This window comes from Nocardia cyriacigeorgica (assembly GCF_010858045.1).
In the GTDB taxonomy this organism is placed as follows: Bacteria; Actinomycetota; Actinomycetes; order Mycobacteriales; family Mycobacteriaceae; genus Nocardia; species Nocardia cyriacigeorgica_E.
Genome location: NZ_JAAGVC010000007.1, coordinates 138,091 through 157,320 on the forward strand (window position 1 = coordinate 138,091; position 19,230 = coordinate 157,320).

18 protein-coding genes are annotated in these 19,230 nt (G+C 68.1%); 5 read left to right on the forward strand and 13 right to left on the reverse strand.

Features of this window, described 5'->3' with window-relative positions:
• Nucleotides 1-61 precede the first annotated feature (61 nt).
• Nucleotides 62-568, forward strand: coding sequence for a GNAT family N-acetyltransferase (locus GV790_RS09700; RefSeq protein ID WP_280211778.1), 507 nt, complete (start codon nucleotides 62-64; stop codon nucleotides 566-568).
• Between the two features lie 6 nt (nucleotides 569-574).
• Here the strand turns inward: GV790_RS09700 and GV790_RS09705 are convergent, their stop codons facing one another.
• Entirely contained in the window at nucleotides 575-1,180 is a 606-nt protein-coding gene (locus tag GV790_RS09705) for a TetR/AcrR family transcriptional regulator (RefSeq protein ID WP_163812754.1), read from the reverse strand.
• Nucleotides 1,181-1,342: 162 nt separating this feature from the next.
• Between GV790_RS09705 and GV790_RS09710 the strand changes: the two genes are divergently transcribed.
• Together GV790_RS09710 and GV790_RS09715 are read left to right on the forward strand one after the other, a co-directional pair.
• Nucleotides 1,343-2,362: a crotonase/enoyl-CoA hydratase family protein gene (locus GV790_RS09710; protein ID WP_163812756.1), complete on the forward strand. Its 1,020-nt coding sequence runs from the start codon at nucleotides 1,343-1,345 to the stop codon at nucleotides 2,360-2,362.
• Between the two features lie 68 nt (nucleotides 2,363-2,430).
• A complete protein-coding gene (locus GV790_RS09715) occupies nucleotides 2,431-3,297 on the forward strand; it encodes an alpha/beta fold hydrolase (RefSeq protein WP_163812758.1) in 867 nt (288 codons plus the stop codon).
• A gap of 35 nt (nucleotides 3,298-3,332) precedes the next feature.
• Here GV790_RS09715 and GV790_RS09720 read toward each other — a convergent pair whose 3' ends face one another.
• The 5 genes from GV790_RS09720 to GV790_RS09740 all read right to left on the reverse strand — a co-directional run bounded on the left by GV790_RS09720 (nucleotide 3,333) and on the right by GV790_RS09740 (nucleotide 10,002).
• The gene (locus GV790_RS09720) at nucleotides 3,333-3,539 is read right to left on the reverse strand and encodes a hypothetical protein (RefSeq protein ID WP_163812760.1); all 207 of its coding nucleotides are present in this window, start codon (nucleotides 3,537-3,539) and stop codon (nucleotides 3,333-3,335) included.
• Between the two features lie 283 nt (nucleotides 3,540-3,822).
• Complete coding sequence (locus GV790_RS09725; protein ID WP_163812762.1) at nucleotides 3,823-5,799, reverse strand: hypothetical protein; 1,977 nt, start codon at nucleotides 5,797-5,799, stop codon at nucleotides 3,823-3,825.
• Between the two features lie 35 nt (nucleotides 5,800-5,834).
• Nucleotides 5,835-7,082, reverse strand: coding sequence for an ATP-grasp domain-containing protein (locus GV790_RS09730; RefSeq protein ID WP_175585842.1), 1,248 nt, complete (start codon nucleotides 7,080-7,082; stop codon nucleotides 5,835-5,837).
• A 387-nt stretch (nucleotides 7,083-7,469) separates the two neighbouring features.
• The gene (locus tag GV790_RS09735) at nucleotides 7,470-9,101 is read right to left on the reverse strand and encodes an ABC-F family ATP-binding cassette domain-containing protein (RefSeq protein ID WP_163812764.1); all 1,632 of its coding nucleotides are present in this window, start codon (nucleotides 9,099-9,101) and stop codon (nucleotides 7,470-7,472) included.
• A 190-nt stretch (nucleotides 9,102-9,291) separates the two neighbouring features.
• Nucleotides 9,292-10,002 carry a MerR family transcriptional regulator gene (locus GV790_RS09740; protein WP_175585850.1) on the reverse strand — a complete coding sequence of 237 codons (711 nt, stop codon included), beginning with the start codon at nucleotides 10,000-10,002 and terminating at the stop codon, nucleotides 9,292-9,294.
• A 73-nt stretch (nucleotides 10,003-10,075) separates the two neighbouring features.
• On the opposite strand from GV790_RS09740, the gene GV790_RS09745 reads away from it, so the two are divergent.
• The gene (locus GV790_RS09745; RefSeq protein WP_163812766.1) at nucleotides 10,076-10,546 is read left to right on the forward strand and encodes a DUF6194 family protein; all 471 of its coding nucleotides are present in this window, start codon (nucleotides 10,076-10,078) and stop codon (nucleotides 10,544-10,546) included.
• A gap of 24 nt (nucleotides 10,547-10,570) precedes the next feature.
• Here GV790_RS09745 and GV790_RS09750 read toward each other — a convergent pair whose 3' ends face one another.
• From GV790_RS09750 to GV790_RS09770, 5 genes are all read right to left on the reverse strand, one after another.
• Nucleotides 10,571-11,101 (reverse strand): GNAT family N-acetyltransferase, encoded by a 531-nt coding sequence (locus tag GV790_RS09750; RefSeq protein ID WP_163812768.1) that lies wholly within the window; start codon nucleotides 11,099-11,101, stop codon nucleotides 10,571-10,573.
• 29 nt (nucleotides 11,102-11,130) lie between these two features.
• Nucleotides 11,131-12,036, reverse strand: coding sequence for a non-homologous end joining protein Ku (ku, locus tag GV790_RS09755; protein WP_163812771.1), 906 nt, complete (start codon nucleotides 12,034-12,036; stop codon nucleotides 11,131-11,133).
• Nucleotides 12,036-13,151 carry a lycopene cyclase family protein gene (locus GV790_RS09760; protein ID WP_163812772.1) on the reverse strand — a complete coding sequence of 372 codons (1,116 nt, stop codon included), beginning with the start codon at nucleotides 13,149-13,151 and terminating at the stop codon, nucleotides 12,036-12,038. The genes ku and GV790_RS09760 overlap by 1 nt, the downstream gene beginning before the upstream one ends.
• 74 nt (nucleotides 13,152-13,225) lie before the next feature.
• Nucleotides 13,226-14,206, reverse strand: a complete 981-nt coding sequence (locus GV790_RS09765) for a zinc-binding dehydrogenase (RefSeq protein WP_163812775.1) — start codon at nucleotides 14,204-14,206, stop codon at nucleotides 13,226-13,228.
• 57 nt (nucleotides 14,207-14,263) lie between these two features.
• Complete coding sequence (locus tag GV790_RS09770; RefSeq protein ID WP_163812777.1) at nucleotides 14,264-14,950, reverse strand: TetR/AcrR family transcriptional regulator; 687 nt, start codon at nucleotides 14,948-14,950, stop codon at nucleotides 14,264-14,266.
• 92 nt (nucleotides 14,951-15,042) lie between these two features.
• On the opposite strand from GV790_RS09770, the gene GV790_RS09775 reads away from it, so the two are divergent.
• Nucleotides 15,043-16,518 (forward strand): MFS transporter, encoded by a 1,476-nt coding sequence (locus GV790_RS09775; RefSeq protein ID WP_163812779.1) that lies wholly within the window; start codon nucleotides 15,043-15,045, stop codon nucleotides 16,516-16,518.
• Between the two features lie 138 nt (nucleotides 16,519-16,656).
• Here GV790_RS09775 and GV790_RS09780 read toward each other — a convergent pair whose 3' ends face one another.
• Entirely contained in the window at nucleotides 16,657-17,547 is an 891-nt protein-coding gene (locus GV790_RS09780; RefSeq protein ID WP_256673164.1) for a hypothetical protein, read from the reverse strand.
• 109 nt (nucleotides 17,548-17,656) lie between these two features.
• The gene (locus tag GV790_RS09785) at nucleotides 17,657-19,153 is read right to left on the reverse strand and encodes an NAD(P)/FAD-dependent oxidoreductase (RefSeq protein WP_163812781.1); all 1,497 of its coding nucleotides are present in this window, start codon (nucleotides 19,151-19,153) and stop codon (nucleotides 17,657-17,659) included.
• Nucleotides 19,154-19,230: the final 77 nt, after the last annotated feature.

The following is a 19,230-nucleotide window of genomic DNA, read 5'->3' on the forward strand; positions in this document are numbered from 1 at the left end:
TCGAGGCGGCGCGCCGTCTCGGCACTTGTCCGAGCGGCGTGTCTGCGCTGATCATGATCACGTGTTGATATCTGATGGGGTGATCGGGCTCCGGCCGATCACGGTGGCCGATGCGCAGGCGCATCTGGCGGGGGAGGACGCGGAGTCGGCCCGATGGCGTGACGGTGGTCAGGGCACACTCGCCACCGTGACCGAACACTTCCGGCGTTGTGCGGCCGAATGGGAGGCCGACGGCCCGAACAAGACCTTCGCGATCGCGGCACTGGACGACGGTGTGCTGGTGGGGACGCTCGACATCCAGGTCGATCAGGATTTCCTGGCAGACCGGCAGGCGAACGTGTCCTACGGCATCTATCCCCAGTTCCGCCGCCGCGGCCTTGCCGCCCGCGCGGTGGTATTGGCCTGCCGCTATATCGCCGCGCGCGATCTGGCCGATGAGGCCGTGCTGCGGATCGACCCGGCCAACAAGGCATCGGTGGCGGTCGCGCACCGGGTCGGTTTCGCCTACCACCACACCACCGACGATCCGGATGAGGGCACGCTGGACTGGTTCTTGCAGGCGGTGTAGGGCTGGTCAGCCGGGGCCGGCGTCGGCCTCGATCAGGGTGCGGATCGTGTCCGCCCAATACCCGAGGGTGCGGGTCTCGCCATGGGCGCCGGTCCGTAGCGGACGCGCGGCAGTCACGCCGCGCAGCAGGGTGATGGTGAGGTCGCGGATGGCGGGGTAGCGGGGGTGCGCGGTGAGCTCGGGACCGAACAGAGTGTCGATGACGCGGTGCAGATCGCGCCCGGCGCGCCGTTCGGATTCACGCAGGACGGCTGCGAGGGTGGGGTCGGTGCGCGCAGCCGCCCAGAGTTCTTGTTCGGCTCGAGCCGCCGGTCGAGTCATCGTCTCGAGCAGCGCGGTCAGCGTGCGTTCGATGGGGTCGGCGCTCGCGCCGGGTGCTGCGGCGGCCTGTTGCGCGGCGTGTTCATTGAGCTCGACCAGATGCTCCACCAGCGCAGCGGTGAGGGTGTCGATGGTGGGGAAGTGGTGCAGCAGGGCGCCGCGGCTCAACCCGGCCGCGTGCTGCACCGCCAGCGTGGACCAACCCGCGTAACCGCGCTCGACCAGCAGCCGGGTCGCGGCCTCCAAAATGCGTGCGCGGGTGGCGCTGCGCTGCTGCTCGCGGGTGGGCATCGCGGTATCCCCTCGGTGCGGTGGTCGACGCAAGAATTTCACGGTCACTATTGACTGTCAACCCGGTCGTGCGCCAGGCTGCTCGGTGACGGCGAATCGCCCACACCGATGCTCGACGCTCCGTCCTCGGCGCCAGCGTTCGCACCTGTGAAAGGAAAAGCCTTGTCCGACAAGCAATCACATTCCGGCACCCGGCCGGCGGCATGGTATGAGAACTGGACCGAAGGGCCGGACTCACCCTGGCGGGATAGGCCCGAACCCGCCGATGAGCACGAGTATCCGACGCTGACCTACCAGCGTGACGGCCGCATCGCCCGGCTCACTTTCAACCGGCCCGAGAAGGGCAACACCATCACCCCCGATACCCCACGTGATCTCGCGGACGCGGTGGAACGCGCGGATCTGGATCCCCGCGTGCACGTCATCCTGCTGTCGGGGCGCGGTAAGGGCTTTTGCGGCGGCTATGACCTCGATATGTTCGCCGAACAGGGCTTCTCACCGGCCGGCGGGCGCGATGAGGTGGCGGGCACGGTGGTGGATCCGGTGGTCAACGGAGTCAACCACAACCCGTGGGGCACCTGGGATCCGATGATCGACTACGCGATGATGAGCCGGTTCAACCGGGGCTTCGCCAGCCTCATGCAGGCGAACAAGCCGACGGTGGCGAAGCTGCACGGTTTCGCCATCGCCGGCGGCACCGATATCGCGCTGTACGCCGATCAGATCATCTGCGCCGACGACACCAAGATCGGTTATCCGCCCACCCGCACCTGGGGCATTCCGGCCGGCGGCATGTGGGCGCATCGGCTCGGTGACCAGCGGGCCAAGCGGTTGCTGTTCACCGGCGATTCCCTCAGCGGCAAGCAGGCCGAGGAATGGGGTCTCGCGGTGGAATCCTGCCCGGCCGACGAGCTCGACGAACGCACCGAGGCGCTGGTGGAGCGGATCGCCCGGATGCCGGTCAACCAGCTGATGATGGCGAAGCTGGCGTTGAACTCGGCGCTGTACGCGCAGGGTGTGGCCAACTCCGGCATGATCAGCACGGTGTTCGACGGTATCTCCCGGCACACCCGTGAGGGCTACGCCTTTCAATTGCGTGCCGCCACCGTCGGGTTCCGGGAGGCGGTGCGCGAGCGCGACGAGCCGTTCGGCGACCACAAGCGAGCGCAGTTCGAACGCTGAGGCGTGCACGCGCGATTTCGGCTGCCGGCCCGCGATGAATTCGCCCGGTCCAGGCCGTCACTATCGGTATGACGACACGTTTTCTCGACACCGGTGACGCCGACATCGCCTATGACGTGCACGGCCCGCTGCCCACGGCCGACGGCCGCGCGCCACTGGTCTTGATCGCTCAGCCGATGGATGCCACCGGCTTCGCAGCCTTGGTCGAACAGTTTCCCGATTGCACCGTGATCACCTACGACCCGCGCGGTCTCGGCCGCAGCACCCGCAGGGATGGCCGGATCGACCATTCGCCGACGGTGCAAGCCGAGGACGTGCACGCGCTGATCGAGAGCCTCGGCGCCGGCCCGGTCGAGCTCTTCGCCAGCAGCGGCGGGGCGGTCACCGCGCTCGCGCTGGTGACCGCCCATCCCGGCGATGTGTCGACGCTGGTCGCGCACGAGCCGCCGCTGCTGGCGGTGCTGCCCGATGCCGCTGCCGCCGAACGGGCGCGAGCCCGGACGTTCGAGGCGTACCGGGCGCGGGGTTTCGGCGCGGGGATGGCCGATTTCCTCGCGATGACGTCGTGGCGGGGTGAATTCACCGAGGACTATTTCGCGCAACCCGCTGCCGATCCCGCGCAGTTCGGGCTGCCCACCGACGACGACGGTGCGCGCGAGGATCCGCTGCTGTCGGACCGGTCCTGGGCGGTGTCGAGCTACCGTCCCGACGTCGAGGCCCTCGCTGCCGCGCCGACCCGCATCGTGATCGCCGTCGGCGAGGAGTCGCTCGGAGTCATGACCGGCCGCACCGCGGTGGCGACGGCCGAACTGCTCGGGCAGCAGGCGACGGTGTTCCCGAGCCATCACGGTGGCTTCATGGGCGGTCAGTACGGCTACGCCGGGCAGCCGGAGGCGTTCGCGAAGAAGCTGCGCGAAGTACTCGACGAACGATGAGGTGCGTGGCGCGCTCGATCGCGGGGTGAGCGCGCCTATTCCCCCAGCGGGTCGGGTAGCAGGCCCTCGGAGGCGCGAAAGCGACGGGCGAAGCCCGCGAGCAGTTCCTGCGATTCCGGGGACAGGTCGACGGTCAGCCGCATCAGCCGCCGGAAATGCGGGTCGGAGAATTCGCCGACGAGTTGCGCCTGTGCCGCCCCTGGGCACGGACCATTGAAATAGGAATCCGACACAGCACCCACGTCAACGCTCCCGACCGTCTAGTTGCTGTAAGTAACATACCGGCAAATCCGGCATAACGACGGAGATCGGCGATTCGCCGTATCGGTGTGTTGGGCGAGAAGCCTTGCGCATAGCACGGTTTCGGGCGCGTGGTCTCCCCATCGGTGGTGACGCTCTCGGGGCCGCGAGGGACACTGTGAGCACGAGTTCTCCGCCCGGGCCGGTCTCAGGGTTGCGCCGGGTGATCAGCACACGATCGGCAATCGCGGTGAGTCGACGGGCTCGCCCGCGTTGTCTATGGCCCTAGATCCGGTCCGCGCCCCAACTGCGATGGACATAGCCGATCACCCGGTCCAGTTCGTCGCGATCGACGGAGGCGGATTCGCCCGGTTCCAGCGGGTCGAAGTGGAAGATGTAGAGCCGCGAGGCGAATTGTTCGAACGGCAGCGATGCTTCCCCGAAACGCTCACCGTGGCCAGCGGTGCCGACGATGACGCCGTCGCCCCAGTCCTGGCCGCTGTCATTGTTGGGGTTGAAGAAATAGACCCGCATTTGTTCCTGCGGATCCAGATTCACCCGTAGCACCGTGATGGCATGCCAGCCGACGAACCGGGCCGCGCTGTCGGTCACCGCGATGCCGGCCGGTTGCGGGTGGATCAAGGGCTGGTTGCCGTTGTAGAAGGGGTGGTAGCTGGCATAGAAGTGGCGCAGGAAATCATCGAGGTCGGTCAGATTGCCGGTGGCGACGTCGACATTGATGCGGAAACCGCGTCCGGACCACCAGCCGTGGAACTCGGGATTGATCCACCGGTGCGGATCGCCGTCACGGCCAAGGCAGTGCCTGCCCATCTCGGCGTAGATGCGGTCCAGATGCGGGACCACCAGCACCGAGACCGGATCGAGGTCGATCGGCGGCCCCGCGGCGGCACCGGCACTGTCGTCGCGGGAGGAGATCGGGGTGCCCTCGAAGTGCATGACGATCTCGTCGTCGCGGGCCGCCCACGTCACCGCGTGCAGCAGATAGTCGGGATCGTTGTAGGCCCACATGGACAGTGCGCGCGCCGACTGGCAGGTGGGGTTGTCGCCCTGCCCGACCCCCAGCGGTAGGCCGAGCATCGACAGCACTCCCGCCAACAGCCACACCCGAGCGTCGGGGGTGGGCCCGAACACCCGGCTCAACCGTTGCCGTGAGGTCGGTGAGAGCTGTAGGCCGATCTGGCGCCACAGCGCTGGGGCGACCGGCGGCTGATAGAGGATGCCGCGCTCGAGCAGCAGTGCCAGCCCGTAGATGCACTGCGCGGTCTCGACCTGCACCGCTTCGTCGATCAGGCTGTGCACGAGTTCGTGATAGCAGAGCAGGCAGTCGCGGCCGGTGCTGGACAATCCCATCGCCTCGGCGAGGAGATAGTCGCCCTTCTCCAGCAGATGACGCAGTAGCACGGCGTGATAGGGCGAGACGAGCCCGGTGTCGTGCATCGAGCGTGCGAACCCCGAGGCTTCGTACTGCAGGGCGCTGTCATCCATCGTTTCCAGGCGTTCGCGATAGATGTCGACGCCAGGATCTTCCCGGCACGCGTCGGTGGTTCCGTAGAGGCTGCTGATCAGCCGGTCCGCGCCGAGCGCGCCGGCGCCGAGGTCGATATCGGGGTTGGCGCGCGCGACCGCGATCTGGGTGATCATGCGTTTGACCGCGTCGACCTGAATGGGCCGTTGGCGCAGGATCCGCCAGATCTCGTCGACCAGATGCTCGAGCACCTTCTCGTAGCCGACCTCGGCCACGAGATGGTGCAGCAGTTCTCGCGTCACCTGTGCCATCCGGCCCTGTTGGGTCCGTTCGGCTTCGGTGGGCGGGGTGAACAGCAGCGACAGGTTGATCGCCAGTACCTGCGAGAGGTGGCTGTCGGCCTGTTCGGCGGTGATCAGCGGGTGTGAGTAGTCACCCTTGGCCACGGCGAGCAGGCGCAGGTTGCTCACCGTCTCCAGCACCGCGGTGTCGGCGTTCGGGCTGCGCAGCGAGCCGGTGCTCAGTGAGGGGATCAAGATCTGCGGCGAGGCCCAGTCGGTGCCGAGGAACAGGCCCGCGTTCTCCAACTCGGCTGCCCGCGCGCGCACCGCGGCGCAGCCGCCCGGCAGTGCGAGCACTCGCCGCAGCGCGTCGAAGGTCCGCGGCAACTTGACCTGCTTGCCGAAATCGCCTGCGTCGGTGAGCGATCGGATGGCATGGTCCAAGGTGGCCAGACGCCGTTCCAAGGATGCCCCGTCGCTGCTGAGCTGATTCAATCAGGATCCTCCCGTGATCCGGGCCGAGGCCGGGATCAGATATAGAAGTCGAGCTCTTCCTGTCGCTTCAGCAGGTCCCGCAGGGTGTACGGGTCGTCGCCGAAGAAATACAACAGGCCCCAATGGTTCCCGAACGCCGTGCGCTTGGTGACCTTCTCCGACAGCGGGGAGGTGAGCTCGTGTGATTCGAAGTAATCATGATCCTCGGTTTCCTCGGGCATGGACAGATGGCTCACCACGCGCCGTCGCGGATACACGCCGAAGCATCCGGCATGCCCTTTGGCATCAACCACTTCGCGGGGGAAGAAGGCCTCGATCTCTTCCTCGGTGGTCTTGGGGTCGAAGGCGAGGACCAGGGCATGGTAGGCGTTGAAGCCGTAGGTGCGTTCGAGAAGTTCGAAGACCTTGAATCCGGGCGGACGGTAGGCGACCTCACCGAAGTACATTTCGCCGTCGCTGGTGACGAAGTATTCGGGGTGCACGAAGCCGAATTCGATATCGAAGGTCTTGATCAGTTTTTCGACCTGCCGGGTGATCTCCGGCCGGTATCGCTCGAGCTCCGGCGTCGCGGGCACGAACACCGAATAGCCGAGCGTGACGTACTCGGAGATATTGAGGAAGCGGATCTTGCCGTTGTGGATCCATGCCTCCACCGCGAACTCCCACCCGTCCAGGTGCGACTCCATCAGTAGCGGGAAATCCTCGTCGGGAATCGTGTCGATCTCGTCGGGTGTCCTGATCACCCGATGGCCGAGGCAGCCTGCCTTGTCGAAGGCCTTGATGTGGATCGGGTCGTTCGGATCGCCGTCGAGCTTGAGCAGGGTCTGGTTGACGCGCTTGAGGAAGCGGACGACGTCGTCGCGCTCATGGGCCTCCTCGAAGATGCCGACCCGGATGCCGCCGAGCTGGGCGCGACGCTTCATCAGCGCCTTGTCGCGCAGCAGCATGGCCTGCCCGAACAGCCGCGGATTGTCCATCAGCACCGCATTGATCGCGCCCGCCCATTCGACGGTTTCCTCGAAGATCGGGATCGCCACGTCCACACCCATATCGCGCAGCGTCTCGGCGATCTCCATCGAACGGTCGTTGAGACGTTCGAAGTTCCACGGAATGTACGGTATTCCGTTTTCCGCGCAGTAGTCTTCGATCCATTCCGGAGCGACTACCACGTATCGCCGGTCGAAGCGGTCGACCGCCTCGACGGCGTTCAAACTCCAGCCCAGCAGGGCAACGTATCCCTTGTCGGTATTTCGGCCTTTCGGTTCCTGTGCTGCAATCGACAAATCTCGTCCCCTCTTGGCCGTGCGAGATCGGTTGATCTCTCGGCCGTTTCTCGGCTCCGGCAGCGACCTCCGGCAGACGTGTTCTGCCTGTTCAGAAGTGTGCGCGCCCTGTTCGCCTGGTTCTCTCGTCGGCCGGCATCCTCATCTGCACTGGTGAGGGGAAGGCCGCGTGCGTGATCGAAACCCGTTCTGGGGGCTGGGATTCATGGACCTACCCTCCGTATTGCCGCCATTCACACGAGTACCCGGATCGTTGCGTTCCCAAACTGTCGCCGTCCTATGGGCGCTCTTGCGAACGTCTCGATATCCGGTGGTGCGGGATGTCGCAGACCTCCGACCGCCTGCCGGTGGCCGGGGGCGCGGCGGCCTGGCGGCCCCCGGCACCGATCAATCGGACACGGCGACTTCGCGCAGCAGGCCGTCGGACAGGTGCAGCCTGCGCTTGGCCCGGATATCGGTGAGGAAGCGTTCGTCGTGACTGACCACGACGAACGCGCCGCGATAGGCGTCCAGCGCGCTGACCAGTTGGCCGACGCTCACCAGATCGAGGTTGTTGGTCGGCTCGTCCAGCAGCAGCAATTGCGGCGCCGGCTCGGCGAACAGCACGCACGCGAGGGTGGCGCGTAGCCGTTCACCGCCGGAGAGCGCACCGACCGGCAGGTGCACGCGCGAGCCGCGGAACAGGAAGCGGGCCAGCAGGTTCATGCGCCGCGCGTCGGGCAGGTCCGGGGCGAACGCGGACAGGTTCTCGGCGACGCTTCGGTGCGGATCCAGCAGGTCCAATCGTTGTGACAGGTACGCGATGCGGCCATCGGCGCGGGTGATCGACCCGGCATCGGGATCCACGTCACCGCGGATCATCCGCAGCACTGTGGATTTGCCCGCTCCATTGGGGCCGGTCAAGGCGATCCGCTCCGGCCCGCGGATGAGCAGGTCGATGCCGCCGCCGGCGAAGATCTCCCGCTCGCCCAACCGCAGCCGCAGCCCTTGCCCGCTGAATACGGTGCGCCCGGCAGGAACATCGGTATCGGGCAGCTCGAGGCTGATCTTCTGTTCGGTGCGCAGTGCGCGGCCGGCTTCGTCGAGTCTGCTCTCGGCCGCCACCACCCGCGCGCTGTGCGTGCCGTCGGCCTTGCCCGCCGACTCCTGCGCATTGCGCTTCATGGTGCCCGCGAAGATCTTGGGCAGCCCGGCGTTACCCAGATTCCTGGCGGCCGTGCTCGCCCGGCGGGCGGCGCGTTCCCTGGCCTGCTGCAATTCCCGCTTCTCCCGTTTGACCTCCTGTTCGGCGGAGCGGATGTTCTTCTCGGCGATCTCGCGCTCGGCGCGGACGGCGGCCTCGTAGTCGCTGAAAGTGCCGCCGTAGAAATGGATGTCGCCACGATGGAGTTCGGCGATGCGGTCCATCCGGTCGAGCAGGGCGCGGTCATGGCTGACCAGCAGCAGGGTTCCGCCCCAGTCGCCGAGCACGTCGTAGAGCTTGTGGCGCGCGGCGAGATCGAGATTGTTGGTCGGCTCGTCCAGCAGCAGCACGTCGGGTCTGCGCAGCAGTTGTGCCGCGAGGCCGAGCGAGACGATCTGGCCGCCGCTGAGCGTGCCGGAGCGGCGGGTGAACGCGACGTCGCCGAGGTCGAGGCGGTCGAGCTGGGCGCGGGTGCGTTCCTCGATATCCCAGTCGGTGCCGATGGTGGTGAAGTGTTCCTCGCTGGCGTCGCCGGATTCGACGGCTTCCAGGGCCGCCAATACCGGTGCGATACCGAGGATTTCGGCGACGGTGAGATCGCCGGTCAGTGGCAGGGTCTGCGGCAGGTAGCCGAGCACGCCGTCGACGGCGATGGTGCCGTTGCTCGGGCGCAGGTCACCGGCGATGAGGCGCAGCAGCGTGCTCTTGCCCGAGCCATTGGGCGCGACCAGGCCGGTGCGGCCGCGGGGGATGCTGAACGACAGGTCGGTGAAGACGGGGGTGTCGTCGGGCCAGGTGAAGCTCAGGCCGGAGCAGACGATGAACGCATCGGACATGTACGAGTCCTCGGGTGAAGGGATGAGTAGACGAACGGCGACATGGCCACGTCAGCGGCGCCGCGCGCCTGCTGGTGGCCGTCAGAGCCGGGTAACCCCGGAGATGTCGAGTTCACCTACCATGCCGGTACTCCCTGAATGCGATGACTTCCGCTCGACGATAGCAACCGAAGCTGCCGCGTCAACCGGATTATGCCAGGGCGATGACGTCGGCGAGGGCCGCGGCGGCGTCGAGCAGGGCGCGGGAACGTGCTGTGATGCTCGCCTCGCGGGCGTCGAGCGCGGCGGCGATGGCGTCGTTGTGATGGGCGCGTGGCAGATTCGGCACCAGCGTTCGCAGGGTGTCGATGCGGTATCCGGCGTTGCGGAGCTGGTGGATGATCCGCGCGTCGCGGACCTGAGCGGGCGAGTAGCGGCGGGCGCCCCGAGCGGTGCTCCGGTCCGCACTGATGAGTCCTTCCGCCTCCCAGTGGCGCAGGGCGGACTTGCGGACGCCGAGCGCATCGGCCAGTTCCGCGACCGACATCGCATCCGACTCCGTGACCTCGGCGATCGGTTCGGCCGAGATCGCCTCGGCGGCGGCGCGGGCCAACCGGAGCTCGGTGCGTTCGCGGGCGAGCCGGGCGTGCGCGTCGTCGAGCAGGGCGAGGGCTTCCGGCAGTGGTGCGCGGTGCACCGCGCGCAGGATCCGTTTGGCCTCCACCGGGCCGACACCCGCGGCCAGTGCCCGATACGCGAGCGCCGAGCGGAGGTGTATCTCGTCGTAGGTGCGATACCCCGATTCCGTGCGTGCCGCCGGCGGCAGCACGCCGTGGTGCTCGAGCTTGCGTACCTGCTGAACGGAGTAGCCCGCGCGGCGCGCGACGTCGACTGTTCGCAAGGGCGAGTGCAGGGTTTCCACGATGCGTTCCTTGTCCAACAGCGCAGATGCTCGGCCAGGTCTCCACAAGCACTTTAATGAAACGCTGGAATGCATGAGCATCGACGAGATCATCGACTATGTGGCGGGCCTGGACGGTGTCCTGACATTGCGGCCAGGGCCCGGCGACGGCTCGCCCGAGATCGCCTGGGGTGACCTGTTCTTCTACTACTCACCCAGCGGTGAAGTCCCGGCCACGACCCAGCCGTTCGCCACGATCGTCACCAAGAACTATCCGGGCGACGAGAAATCGGACCTGGACCGGCCGGGGGCGTTCCGGGTCAATATCGCGGTGAGCCGCGAGGCCTTCACCGCCTGGACCGGCGGTTCGCCGCGTGAGATCGACCCCGATACCGACTTCGCCGCCGGCGATACCGTGCTCGCGCACCCCGTCTACGCCGGCGCCGGTTGGGTGGCGGTGGTGAATCCGGGGCCGCGCACCGGCGAGACCGTACGCGAGCTGCTTCGCGACGCCTACGAGCGGGCGCGGGCGCGATATGAGCGCCGCGCGGCGGCGCAGGGCTGAGTGTCGGCAGCGCCGGGCTGAGTGTCAGCGGCGCAGGCGGCCGGTGCGGGCCAGGGTGCGTTTGGTCGACGGCGACAGGCCGGGGGAGTCGGCGTCCACCTCGGGTGCGGTGGGATCGGCGCGGACGAACAGGGTGATGGTGGTCGCCGCGTCGAAACCGTTGTGCTGCATGAGTTTCGCCGAGGCCTCGTTGCTCGATTCCACATCGGTGACGATGCGGCGGGCACCCCGGGCGAACAGCGCGGTGCAGCACGCGTCGACGAGCCTGCCCGCGATGCCGTGGCCCTGCATGTCCGGGGCCACGGCGATCCATTCCAGATAGCCCCAGTCGTCGCGCAGCTCGAATTCCATCGAGCCGAGCACGAAACCGACTACCCGGTCGGAGTCGACTGCCGCCCAGCACGCGTTGTCCGGGCTGTCCAGATGCTCGGCCACCGAGGTCAGCGACCAGGAGGTGTAGGGCTTGACCGAGGTGTCGTAGACCTCGTGTCCGAGGTCGAGGACCTGACGGAGGTGGCCGAGGCCCATGGGGACGATCGCGATGGCGGGGTCCATGCGATCAGTTTGCCAGGAGTATGCGCGAGTCAGGCGCCTTTGCGGGTGGCGGTCTTCTTGGCCGCCGTCTTCTTGGCGGGGGCGCGTTTGCTCGCGGTCTTCTTGGCGGTGGTCTTCTTCGCCGGCGCGCGCTTCTTGCCGTCCTCGGTGCGGCGTCCGCTGGCTTCCAGGCTGCGCTGCAACGCGGCGACCAGGTCGACGACCTCGGCGTCCTGGGCGACGGGTTCGGCCTCGGGTTGTTCGGGGACCTTGCCGGTGCCGCTGGCGATGGCCTCGTCGAGCACCCGTTTGAGTTCGATCTGGTATTCGTCGGTGAATTCGCTCGGATCGAAATCCTCCGACATGGAATCGACCAGGGTCTCGGCCATCTTGATTTCCTGCGGACGCGGTTTGGTCGCGTTCTCCAGCGATTCGAACGACACCGAACGCACCTCGTCGGGCCACAGCAGCGTCTGCAGGACGAGCATGCCGTCACGGACCCGCAGCGCGGCCAGCCGGGTTTTCTGGCGCAAGGTGAAGTGCACGAGGGCGGTGCGTTCGATGCGCTCCAAGGTCGCCGCGAGCAGCACGTAGGCCTTGGGGGTGTTCGAATCGGGTTCGAGGTAGTAGGTCTTGTCGAACAGGATCGGGTCGATCTGATCGCTCGGCACGAATTGCAGGACCGGGATCTCGTGTTTCTCGGCCACCGGAAGCTTGGCGAAATCCTCGTCGGTCAGGATCACCTTGTCGCCCTCTGGCGATTCATAGGCCTTGTCGATATCGGCGTACTGCACCGATTTCCCGCACACCGTGCAGACCCGGTCGTATTTGATCCGTCCGCCGTCTTTGGCGTGGACCTGATGAAAGCGGATGTCGTGGTCCTCGGTGGCGGTATACACCTTCACCGGGACGTTCACCAGCCCGAACGCGATCGAGCCTTTCCAGATTGACCGCATCACCCCATCATGGACGAATCTCGGCGACCTCGCTCGTCAAACGGTAACCGGAGTGTCGCTGCCGCGATTCGGGTCCGCAGCCGCGCCGGTAGCCGCGCGAACAGCGTGCCCATGGCCGCGGCGGTCCCGGTCACGTCGGTGCGGCCCGACAGGTACGCGCGTTGCCATTCCTCGGGCAGGTCGAAAAAGGTGTCGAAGAAAACCGGAAGATCGGCCGGTGGGAGCCGCAGCAGTGCCCGCAATCCCGCCTCACGTAAACCGTGGACCACGCGCGCTGCCGGGGGCGCGGGCGAACCGCCCGCGACCACGGCGTCGGCCGCGGTCAGTGCCGCGGCCACGCTGTAACCGGTGGCCTGATGAATGAACCCGCCCGCGGCACCGAAGCGGAAACGGCCCGGCCTGGCACCGGTGACGGGAAACCGCACCCGCTCGACGCGCTCGCCGCCGTCGAGGCGAATGCCGCGGGCACGCAGACGCCGATGCAACCGGGCCGCCAACTCGGTCTGGCCGAGGGCCGGGCGCCCGGCGAGGCAGGTTTCCTCCATCAGCATCGCGCCCGCGCCCAGCGGTACCGCGTAGAGGAAGGATCGGGGCGCCTCGGCCGGTGCGCCGTTGTCCGGACGCCAATCTATGAACAGGGGCTCGACACCGGCGGCCCGCTCGGCCGCGACGACCACACCGAAGGCGGTCTGCTCGGCTCGCGACGAGGCCCGTGCCAGCCCGCGCGCATCGATGACCCGCTCGGCTCGCAGCACTGTTCCCGAGGCCAGCGTCGCGGTGTGAGCGGTGAGTCGCACCGCACGATCGGCGAGCACGCGGGAGCCGGTGATATCGAGTGCCGACCGCAGCCGCTCGGAGTCGAGCACCACGTATCGGCGCTCGATGCGGTGCTCGCGTGCGCCCCAGGCCACGGGCCGATCGACGGTCGCCGCGATCACCCCGGGATCGAGCCATTCGGGGAGTTCGTCCGCCCACGCGGCGTAGGTAGCCGTCCAGTGCCGCCGGGGTGCGGGATCCACCACCGCGACCGAGAGTCCGTGCGCCAGACAACGATGGGCGAGCGCCCGTCCTGCCGGGCCGAGTCCGCAGACGACGACGTCCGTTCGTGCCGTCATGCCACCCGATGGCCCAGTAGTCGCCGCGCTGCCCACGCCTGCAGCCTATTGAGCCGCCGGGAGCGCGACGCCGGTCAGGGTTCGAGGACGACCTTCCCTGTGGTCTCGCGATTCTCCAGCGCGCGGTGCGCGGCGGCCGCCTCCGCCAGCGGGAAGCGGGTCACCGCTGGCTTCCAGCGTCCCGCGGCGGCCTCGGCCATCGCGCGCTTTTCCAGCACCCGGATATCGCCGCCGACCCGTTCGAGCATCGGCGGGCCGACCACCGTCTCGGAGCGGATACCGCGCCGCTCGGCCTCCGCGTCACCGATCCGCGCCGGCTCGCCGCTGGACCACCCGTAGATCACGTGGTGTCCGCCGGGGCCGAGGAGGTCGAGCGCGGCGGGGGTGATCGGGCCACCGACCGAATCGAACAGCACCGTCGCCTGCCGCCCGCCGAGACGATCTCGCACCCGATCGGGCCAGTCCGCCTGCCGGTAGTCGAGCGCGATATCGGCGCCGTTGGCGCGCACGAGCTCGGCTTTCGCCGGTCCACCGGCCAGCCCGACCACCGTCGCGCCCGCGTTCTTCGCGTACTGCACCAGCAAGGTGCCGATGCCGCCCGCCGCTGCCGTCACGATCGCGACATCGTCCGGGCCGAGATCGGTGAATTGCAGAATGCCCATGGTGGTGCGCCCGGTACCGATGATCGCCACCGCGGCCGCGGCGTCGAGATTCGCCGGAATACCGTGGAGCCGGGCGACATCGGTCACCGCGAGCTCGGCGTAGCCGCCCGGTACCGCGCCCAGATGCGCGACCACCGGCTTGCCGAGCCACGCCGGATCGACGTCGGCGCCGACGCGATCGACGGTGCCCGCCACCTCCCGGCCGGGAATCGTCGGCAGCTCGGGAATCGGGTACGGGCCGGGCTCGCCGCGGCGCAGCGCGGTGTCGACGAGATGGACTCCGGCGGCTGCCACCGCGACGCGGACCTGGCCGGGGCCCGGTACCGGATCGGGGACGGTCTCGTAGCGCAGATTCTCGGCCGGACCGAAAGCGTGCAGGCGGATGGCGTACATGGCGGCTCCTGATGATCGGGGTCGGAACCCAGCCTGCAACCTGAAGTGTTGTTCAGGTCAATTCGATTTGTGGCCGGCCCGGGCCGCTGCGCGTGCGGCGAAGCCGTCGCAGAGCGCGTCCAGGCCGAGTTGGAGCAGGTCGACCTGGGCGAAGCGGCCGTCGTCGGCGCCCTCGAGCTCGGCCAGCGCGGGCGGCACCGGATGCAGCGGACGGCCCGCCAGCAGCGCGCGCAAACCGTTCTCGTCATCGGAGTCGAGGCCCTTGCTGGTCAGCAGCGCCGAGCTGATATGCGGCAGGGTCGCGCCCGAGATGTAGTTCCAGACCGCGAAAGCCATCTGGGTCGCCTCGTGGGTGCTGACGTTCAATTCGCGGAAGCCCTCGACCAGCCACGCCAGGCACCCCATGCTGCTCGGGCCGAAGCTGTAGCGCGGCACCGCGAAGGTCAGCAGCACCCACGGATGCTGCTGGTAGAGATTCCAATCGATCTCGGCGGCGATCCGGACGCGGTCACGCCAGGTCAAGTCGCGTTCGGCGGTCGACGGATACGGGTAGCGGCCGGCGACCTCGTCGGTCATCGCCGCGATCAGCTCGTCCTTGTTGGTGACGTGCCGATACAGCGACATGGCGCCTACGCCGAGACGATCGGCGATCCGGCGCATCGACAGCGCCTCGAGCCCGTCGCTGTCGGCGAGTTCGATCGCCGCGTCGACGATGGCCGCTTTTGTGAGCTTCGGCTCGGTCATCCCATGACTGCCTTTCGATGTCCGGCCAGGATGCGTACACTGTACCCGGACTTCATGCGTACGTCGTACGCGTCAGCGAGAGGAATCGGTGGATGACGAACGTGGAGGCGGTGCGGCCCGCCCCGGATTCGAGCGTGGCCCCGCGGCGGGCCTGGCTCGGCCTCGGGGTGCTGGTATTGCCGGTCCTGCTGGTGTCGATGGACGTCTCGGTGCTGTTCCTCGCGCTGCCCACGCTGACCGTCGATCTGGACCCCTCGGCCTCCGAACAACTCTGGATTCTCGACATCTACGGTTTCCTGATCGCGGGCCTGCTCATCACCATGGGCAATCTCGGCGACCGGATCGGGCGCAGGCGCATCCTGCTGGCCGGCGCGACCGTCTTCGGTATCGCCTCGGCCGTGGCGGCCTTCGCCCCGAGCGCGGGTGTGCTCATCGCCGCGCGGGCGCTCATGGGCATCGGTGGTGCCACGTTGCTGCCGTCGAGCTTGTCACTGATTTCGACGCTGTTCGCCGACGCCAAACAGCGCGCCACCGCGATCGGGGTGTGGACGGCGTTCTTCGCCGGCGGCTCGGCGGTGGGCCCGATCATCGGCGGGGTGCTGCTGCACCACTTCTGGTGGGGTTCGGTGTTCTTGATCAACGTGCCGGTGCTGCTGATCCTGCTCGCGCTCGCGCCGGTGCTGCTGCCCGAACATCGCGCCAACTCGCTCGGCCCGCTGGATCTGCCGAGTGTGGCCTTGTCCATCGGCGGCATCCTGCCGCTGGTGTACGCGGTCAAGCATGCCGCCGAACACGGTCCCGACGCCGAGGCCGCGGTGATCGGGTTGATCGGCGCGATCGTGCTGACGTTGTTCGTACGCAGGCAGCGCCACCTCGACGAGCCCTTGCTGGATCTGGCGCTGTTCGGTCGCGGCCAGTTCTCGGTGGCGATCGGCTCCAGCCTGGCCGGGATGATGTCGCTGGCCGCGATGAGCTATCTGGCCAGCATCTACTTGCAGTCGGTCACCGGCAGGGACCCGCTGGTCGCGGCGCTGCTGGGGATTCCGATGGCGATCGCGGTGTTCATCTTCTCGATGACAGGCGCGACGGTGGGGCACCGCTTCGGGGTGCGGATCACCTTCGCCATGGCGTTGTTCGCCGCGGCGATCGGCAATCTGATGTTGCTCGGCGTCGGCGTGGACGGCGGATTGGCCTGGTATATCGCTGGATCCGCGATCGCGGGTATCGGCTACGGCATCACCTTCACGCTGGTGTCGGAGGTGGCCGTGTCGTCGGTGCCGCCCGAGCGCGCGGGATCGGCCGTGGGGATCTCGGAGACCAGCTTCGAACTCGGCAACGCGTTGGGTCTGGCCTTGCTCGGCTCACTGGCGGCGGTGGTGTTCCGCTCGGGCGGGAGCTTCGAGTCGACGCTGGGAGAGACGCTCGCGCGCGACGGCGACCGGCCTGCGATCGTCGAGGCCGCGCGGGAATCGTTCGTGAACGGGATGCATGCCGCGACGACGGTCGGCGCCCTCATCCTGGTGGCGATGGCGATCATCGTCCTGGTGGCGACACCGAAAGGTCGCTGACGGTATCGACGATCCAGCCCCCGACCGGAGCCGGGATCAGGCGGCCGGGGCACCACTGTCGATGAGTGGTTGCTCCGGCTCGGTGAATCCGACTGTCGGGCAGGGGCTGGATGTCGCTTTCCGGCGTTGTCGCCCGGATCAGGAGGTGACGACCCCGCCCGGCGCGGGCTGGGCCTCGACCGGCTGACCGTGCGGCGGGGCCGCGAGCGCGTCGACGGCACCGATGGCGGCGCCGGCAGCGGCACCGATCGCGGCAGCGGGCACCGCGATCACCGCGGCGCCGATGGCGGCGCCGAGCATCGGGCCCGCGACGAGCCCGGCGGGCAGGAACGGCACTCCGGCGACCAGACCGGCGACCGCGCCGACCACGGCAGAGGTGGCCGCCAGCGGAGTGCTCGCGCTCGCCCCGGCCACCGCGCCGACCGCGGCCGCGCCGATGGTCTGGCTCGCGACCCGATCCGAGCGGCTGCGTTCCATGCCGACGGAGTCGAGGAAGGTCGCCAGGCCGGCCTCGGCGTTGGCTGCGCCGTCGTTGACCTGCGCGGCCTGCTGGGGGTCGAGCCAGGCCGGCGACTCGATGGCGACGTCACCGAAACGCAGTTGGCCCGGCGGCGGTGCGATGGGCGCGACCGGCTGCACCTGGGTGGGGGCGTGCAGATCGCCGAGGGGCGCGAGGTAGGACTTGTCGGGGACCGGGCGCGACCAGGTGAGCGTGGTGTGCGCGCCGGGCTCGGCCGCCGATTGCCGTGCGGTGCCCGGAGCCGCCACAAGCGCCTCCGGGGCCGTGGCCGGCGCGTCGGAGGCCTGCTGCGGTGCGTTCGGCTCGGCGATCGGTGCCGCCGCGGTACCGCCGAGTGGTGCCGTGCTCGGTGCGTGACCGCTCATCGTCGTCGGCTGAGCCGGCGACGTGGTGGCCGTGGCGGTGCCCGTGCCGACGAGCGCCATGACGAGTGGAACCGCGCCCGCCACAACGATCGACCCGACCTTCTGCCGCTGCGGGTGGATCATCCTGTGCTTGGCTGTGGCCATGATTGCCTTTCATCCGGAGTGAGTCCGATGTCTGTTCGACATTCGGACTCGGCGCACACCCGGATGGGTGGTTTCACGGGCTGATCGGAGCCACCGCGATTGCCCGAAGTTAGCCGGTAGCGCGAGTCCTATCGGATTCGGCGGGCGCGTTCTCCGGCTTTCCGTCGGCGGCGACCTCGGTTGTCGGTCCCGCACCACTGGTGGCGGCCTTCCAGCTGTTCGCCGAGGGGTCGCCGAGCGCCGACATCACCACCTCGGCCTCGCCCTCGTCCTCGCCGTTCATCGCCTCCAGCGCCAACCGGGCGAACACCCACTGCTCGGTGGCCGCCATCTGACCGCGGGTGCGGCCGAGGAAGGTGACGAACCACTGGATGACGGTGATGATCCGGCTGCGGTAACCGACCAGGTAGTACAGGTGCAGCGCCAGCCATGCCAGCCAGGCGATGAACCCGCCGAACTCCAGCTTGCCGACCTGGCAGACGGCGCTGAACCGCGACACCGTCGCCATGCTGCCCTTGTTGAAGTACTTGAACGGCTTGCGCTCTTCGGGGGTGTGACCCTTGAGGCCCGCCTTGATCTGCTTGGCGGCGTAGGTGGAGCCCTGGATCGCGCCCTGGGCCTGACCGGGCACGTTCGGCACCGACATCAGGTCGCCGACGACGAAGACGTTCGGATGGCCCTTGATGGTGAGGTCCGGCTCGACGATGACGCGCCCGGCGCGGTCCACCTCGGTGCCGTCGGAGCGGTCGGCGAGCATCTTGCCCAGCGGGCTGGCCTGCACACCGGCGGACCACACCTTGCATGCGGATTCGATGCGGCGGATGGTGCCGTCGGGATCCTTCACCGTGACGCCGTGCGCGTCCACATCGGTGACCATGGCGTTGAGCTGGATCTCCACGCCCATCTTCTCCAGCCGCCGCTGCGCCTTACCACCCAGCTTGGGGCCCATCGGGCCGAGCACCGCGCCCGCGCCTTCGACCAGCACCACGCGCGCATCGCGCGGATCGATGTTGTGGAAGGTGCCTTCCAGGGTGCGGTCGGCCAATTCGGCGATCTGCCCGGCCAGTTCGACACCGGTCGGGCCCGCGCCGACCACGACGAAGGTCAGCAGGCGATCGCGCTCTTCCTGTGTGTTCGCCAGTTCGGCCTGCTCGAAGGCGCCGAGGATGCGCCCGCGTAGCTCGAGGGCGTCGTCGATGGTCTTCATGCCGGGGGCGAAGGTGGAGAAATGGTCGTTGCCGAAATACGACTGCTGGGCACCGGTGGCCACGATCAGGCTGTCGAAGGAGGTGACGGTGTCCTGGTTGAGCAGCCGGGAGGTGACCGTCTTGGCCTTCAGGTCGATATCGATGACCTCACCCATCAGGACCTGGGCGTTCTTCTGCTTGCGCAGCACCAGCCTGGTGGCGGGCGCGATCTCGCCGACCGACAGGATGCCGGTGGCGACCTGGTAGAGCAGGGGCTGGAACAGGTGGGTCGAGGTCTTGGAGATCAGGGTGACGTCGACATCGGCGTTCTTGAGGTGCTTGGTCCCGAACAAGCCGCCGAAGCCGGAACCGATCACCACCACCTGGTGACGACGGTTCTCCACGGTTTCAGTGCTCATCGTCGCTGCTCCTCGACAGACTGGGGGTCGACCCCGCCGAACGTTTCTGACATGGCACACGGTAGTCGGCGGCCCCG